The following is a 5,151-nucleotide window of genomic DNA, read 5'->3' as shown; positions in this document are numbered from 1 at the left end:
TGGATCAGAGTATGCAGCTGCTTCTCAGCGGCAGCGATCACCTTGGGGTGGCAGTGGCCGAGGGCGTTCGTGGCAATACCGGATGCCATATCCAGAATCTTCCGGCCATCCTCCGTATACAGATAACAGCCTTCTCCCCTTACAACACAGGGCGTTGTCTCCGCGTGCATCGCCATTGGGGGCAGGAGTACCTTGCTTCTCTCATGCTGAGTCATAAGAAATTCCTCCTAAAAATATTTTTGAATAAAATCATTATCTAGGTCATCAACCATTGATTATTTCTACAATACCTTGTGTAAAGAATGGAACATAAGTTGTTAGCATCAAAACAACTAGCAACGCACCAATGAACCACAATACATACTTTAGCATAGCCTCTATCTTTACACCAGAAATGGATGTAGCCACAAATAGGTTAGAGCCATAAGGGGGTGTCACAAAACCAATTGCCAAGTTCATGGTGAGCACCACACCGAACTGAACGGCTGATAGTCCACATTCCAATGCAACAGGTAGGAGAATCGGTGACAAAATGATAGTCGCAGGAATATTATCCATCAAGCATCCCACAAATAGAAGGAACACATTGATAATCAGCATCAAAATAATAGGATTGCTGGTTAAGCTTGTCAAAAACGCCGCAATTAAAACTGGAATTTGCTTCAATGACAGGTAACTTGCAAATGCAGTCGCAGTACCAACCATAAAAACAATATTACCATTTAACCGTACGCTATCTACAAATGCAGCATAGAGCTGTTTCAGTGTCATTTCACGATAAATTACTACACTGGCAAAAATAGAATATATCACCGCAACGACAGCCGCTTCTGTTGGCGTAAAAATACCCGCATAAATTCCACCCAAAATAATAACAGGTGCCAACAATGCCCAAAAGGCGTCTTTAAAAGAAATCCAGACATCTCTTCCCGTCGGTTTTGAACTCGCCCCTTGGTAACCATATTTTTTACTCATCACTACACAGGCAATCATAATCGCAATTCCCATCATGATGCCTGGCAGAAAACCCGCAATAAACATATCACCAATGGATGTACCGGTCACGACACCATAGATAACAAAAGGAACGGACGGGGGGATAATAACGCCAATGGATCCGGCAGAGGCTGCCAAAGCAGCGCTGAACGGACGTGGATACCCCTTCTTCTCCATCTCAGGAATCATGATGGCACCAACGGCAGAACAGGTAGCCATAGCCGAACCAGAAATCGCCGCAAAAAACATACAAGCTGCGGTTGTCACTAAGCTCAGTCCACCAGTAATCCACCCTATACAAGTATCCGCAAAGTTAACGATTCTTTTTGCGACACCGCCCGTACTCATCAAATTGCCAGCCAGGATAAAAAATGGAATCGCCATCAGCGAAAAGGAATTCACTCCACTAACACAATTCTGTGTAATCATCGCTAACGGAGTATTCGTAAAACCGGCTAAAACCACCAAGGTAGCTAACGCGATAGAATAGCCAATTGGCACACCAATGAATACCGTTATCAGAAAGACTCCGAACAGAACTAGAATTTGCATCTCCATAAATCTAAGTCCTCCTTATACTGATCCGTCAGCCAATTGCCCACGACCCATTATCTTCATGATGTCTTCGGCAATCTGTGCTATAACCCGGATACTCAGCATTCCTTGGCTCACAGGCATAACCAAATAAACCACCCAAACTTTCAGCCACGGAATAGACGAAGCCACTTTTCCGCGTTGCATCATGGACTGAACCACTTCCAGACCATTAAATGTAAAAAACAGGCAGATCCCCAGCCACATCAGTTTCACTACGATATCCAAAACTAACTTTGCTTTACCTTTAACCCGGCCACTGATAATCTCAATACACAAGTGATCTCTTGCCGCAAAGTCAGTGCCCATCCATATCATCCAAACAAAGAGATACTTACAGCCTTCTTCACTCCAAGAAATCGAGTTGTTAAACACATATCGAGCAATTACCTGTACAAAAATTACAACTACACAAACTGCTAATGTAGCTACCAAAAAAACTTCTTCCAGTTTATTGATTCTATGTGTTATTTTTTTTAAACCATTCATATCGTTTTCCTTTTTACCCATTTTAGTGTATGTATTCTCCGGAATTTCTATCATCCAGAGAATACATCACTCTTTTATTTATTACATATCTAAAAACACTAATTCAAGTTCACAAAGTTTAACGATACTTGCTCAAGGCTTCCCATGCTTCAGGGAAGTTTGCCTCTGCTTCCTCATACAACGGAGTCAGTGCCTCGCGGAACGCTTCTTTCTTGTCATCTTCCAAATAGTTTACTGCACAACCGCTTTCTTCCCACTTAGCAATATACTCTCCGTCTTCGCTGACCTCTGTATTGCGTTGCCAATCTTCCATATAGGTACGGATACCTGTATCAAAAATCTCTCTTTCCTCATCTGTCAAACTTTCATAAAAAGCACGGTTACAGATGATTGCATTCATATCATATACATGCTCAGTTACACTGAAATATTTCTGCACTTCGTTAAACCCAGAAGTATAAGCAATAGCGGCTCCATTTTCCTGACCATCGATAGTTCCCTGCTGAAGGCCGGTAAAGACCTCATTGAAACCCATCGGGGTAGCGTTAGCACCCAGAGCATTCATCCACTTAATATATGTACTGCTGTTCATTACGCGCATCTTAATTCCTTTGAGATCCTCGATACAAGTAATCGGGCGCACATTATTTGACATATTACGGGTACCATTGGAATTGAAGCCAACGCAGATATATTCTGTGCCATCCAAAGTACTCTTTAGATAGTCTCCCAGCTCACCATCAGCAGCCTCAAACGCATCTTCAACAGAGTCATACAAATAGGGGAGGTTCAACACACCCCAATCTGCCGCATAGGTTTCCAAAGAGGCCACAGAAGGCGTCATCAATGTAACGGTGCCATACGCACACATTTCCAGCATATCCTCATCGCCACCAAGGACACTGTTGGGCTGGATATTTACAGTCATGCTACCCCCAGATTCTTTTTCGATATAATCTTTAAACTGAAGAGATGCACGATTTATATTATGGTCTTCGGCATACACATGTCCCAGGACAATTTCCTTTGCACTTCCAGCAGCGCCGTTTCCCCCAGCATTGGAAACAGATCCGTCTTTGCTCCCGCAAGAAATCAATAAACCTGTGGTTAAAGCAAGAATCAGCGCACAACTCAGTCTTTTTTTCATTTTAATCATTCTCCTTTTTCTCAAATTTGATTCCCTATTTGACCATGTATTTTACTATTTGGCTTATCCACCCCTATCTAATTCATATTTATTATCACATAAGCTACCACACTACATCGCGTATATTGGCATATCATCAGATAATAAATATTATTTTTTTAATATCAATAAAATTACAATTTTTGTTAACCTTTTTAGACTATATTTTTATAAATGTAAGTTCTTCTAATTATCTGTAAAGCCATAATTCATTTAATTAAGAAAATTTTCCTTTTTACCAAACTGATGGCAGGTGAAAAGAGCCAGATATCCAAAATGTTTAAGAACATAATTGCGTCGAAACATACAATAGTTTAACCGTAAAAAAGAAGATCTGTGTAAAAAACAGTCAAACCAGATAAAGAGCACCGCCCTGTACTGACGATTAGTCAGGGCAACGCCCTAGAAGGGAATTCCAACAATATTCAGAACCATTAAAGGCTATCAGGAACAGACTGAGCATTCGACTTAGTCGTTTGCGAAAGATTTTTATTTTATGGACTCTTTTTTATTTATCCTATGTCCCCCATTCTGGGCTGCGCTTCTTGGTTCTGGCTATAACATGAATTGTATTCTCACACCGTGAGAATACAATGATGGCGCCATCATTGTGCTTGCTATTCATAAGATATTTACATTATAATTATACAAAGCGACAATGTCAATAAAATTTATCGTCTAAAATATATATAATTTAGATAAACCCAAATCAATTATATCTCCTGCGCCCTAAGGGCATCCAGTGGATATCCACTAGAACGAGAGTGAGTACATGGTCACACCGCAAGGCGAGACGCGGAGCATGACAGAACCTGCGTAGACAAAAAAGTCCTCGGCAGATACCGCCAAAGCAGTATCTGCCGAGGTTATCAGGCGCCTAAAAAATTACCCCTATTAAGGGGATATCAAATATCCCAGCTCCCTATGCTCTCATCCGCTAGATTTCAATACGCCTTCACCATACCTCCATCCATCAGCAGGGTCTGTCCAGTGAGATAGGTATTGGCCTCAGAGCACAGGAATGCGGCCATACGCCCATACTCCTCAGGCCGACCATACCGGCCAAGGGGAATGTCGTGGAATGCCTTATGCTGGAGCTCCTCCACCGACAATCCTTCCTTCTGAGCCCGGATCTGGTCCAGCTGGTCGATGCGGGCAGTTCCCACCCGGCCGGGACCGATAACATTGACCAGAATGTTGTCCGGCCCCAGCTCCTGACTCAGGGTCTTGGCCAGCCCTACCACCCCCATACGGAAGGTGTTGGACAGGATCAAATCGTTCAGCGCCGCCTTCACAGAGGAGGATGTAGAGCACAGGATACGGCCCCCTCCATTGGCCCTCATATAAGGCAAAACAGCACGGATCGTCCGGATATAGCTGAGTAGGCACAGCTCATAGGCATCCTGCCAAGCCTGGTCATCAAAGGAGTCAAAGGGGCCCGGTTTGGGACCTCCGCTGTTGTTCACCAGGGCAAAGATAGGACCGCATTTCTCCACTGTGGTCTGGACCAGCTCCTGGATATACCGGGGATCGGTGATAGACCCGGCCAGATATTTCGGCTTGTTTCCAGTGGCGTTCAGGATATCCTGCTGTGCCCTTTTCAGCTGCTCCTCAGAGCGACCGCAGAGCATGACCCGGGCTCCTTCCCGTGCCAGTTCCATTGCGATAGCCTTCCCCAATCCGCTGCTGGAGGCCAAAACCAACGCACTCTTATTCTTCAGTCCCAATTCCATGGTCCGTCCATCCTTTCCATCTTAAGCACCCAAAAGGGGCGGGCCGCCCGGCCGTCGCGTGTGACGACCGAGGCGGCCCTAAAAGTCAGCGATATTACTTCTTGATGCCCCGCTTCTTCATCCAGTCAGGCAGTTGGTCAGGCTGCAGGCCAT

At 44.2% G+C, this 5,151-nt stretch carries 5 protein-coding genes; all 5 read right to left on the bottom strand.

The window, feature by feature from the left end:
- A partial coding sequence (locus H8S11_RS13600; RefSeq protein WP_207722000.1) for an aminotransferase class III-fold pyridoxal phosphate-dependent enzyme occupies positions 1 to 215 on the bottom strand: 215 nt, incomplete at its 3' end.
- 49 nt (positions 216 to 264) lie between these two features.
- Positions 265 to 1,554 (bottom strand): TRAP transporter large permease, encoded by a 1,290-nt coding sequence (locus tag H8S11_RS13595; protein WP_366461188.1) that lies wholly within the window; start codon positions 1,552 to 1,554, stop codon positions 265 to 267.
- A 15-nt stretch (positions 1,555 to 1,569) separates the two neighbouring features.
- Positions 1,570 to 2,133, bottom strand: a complete 564-nt coding sequence (locus H8S11_RS13590) for a TRAP transporter small permease (protein ID WP_186853518.1) — start codon at positions 2,131 to 2,133, stop codon at positions 1,570 to 1,572.
- Between the two features lie 64 nt (positions 2,134 to 2,197).
- On the bottom strand, positions 2,198 to 3,226 hold the full coding sequence (locus H8S11_RS13585; RefSeq protein WP_186853517.1) for a TRAP transporter substrate-binding protein: 1,029 nt from the start codon (positions 3,224 to 3,226) through the stop codon (positions 2,198 to 2,200).
- 983 nt (positions 3,227 to 4,209) lie between these two features.
- A complete protein-coding gene (locus H8S11_RS13580) occupies positions 4,210 to 4,998 on the bottom strand; it encodes an SDR family oxidoreductase (RefSeq protein WP_186853516.1) in 789 nt (262 codons plus the stop codon).
- Between the last annotated feature and the right edge of the window lie 153 nt (positions 4,999 to 5,151).

This window comes from Flintibacter hominis, assembly GCF_014287965.1.
Classification (GTDB): Bacteria; Bacillota; Clostridia; order Oscillospirales; family Oscillospiraceae; genus Lawsonibacter; species Lawsonibacter aceti.
This window is presented reverse-complemented; position numbering and strand designations above follow the sequence as displayed.

Bases quoted from the DNA above. Each gene is read 5' to 3' on its own strand.
- H8S11_RS13595 (WP_366461188.1), bottom strand. From the start codon at position 1,554: ATGGAGATGCAAATTCTAGTTCTGTTCGGAGTCTTTCTGATAACGGTA.
- H8S11_RS13590 (WP_186853518.1), bottom strand. From the start codon at position 2,133: ATGATAGAAATTCCGGAGAATACATACACTAAAATGGGTAAAAAGGAA.
- H8S11_RS13585 (WP_186853517.1), bottom strand. From the start codon at position 3,226: ATGAAAAAAAGACTGAGTTGTGCGCTGATTCTTGCTTTAACCACAGGT.
- H8S11_RS13580 (WP_186853516.1), bottom strand. From the start codon at position 4,998: ATGGAATTGGGACTGAAGAATAAGAGTGCGTTGGTTTTGGCCTCCAGC.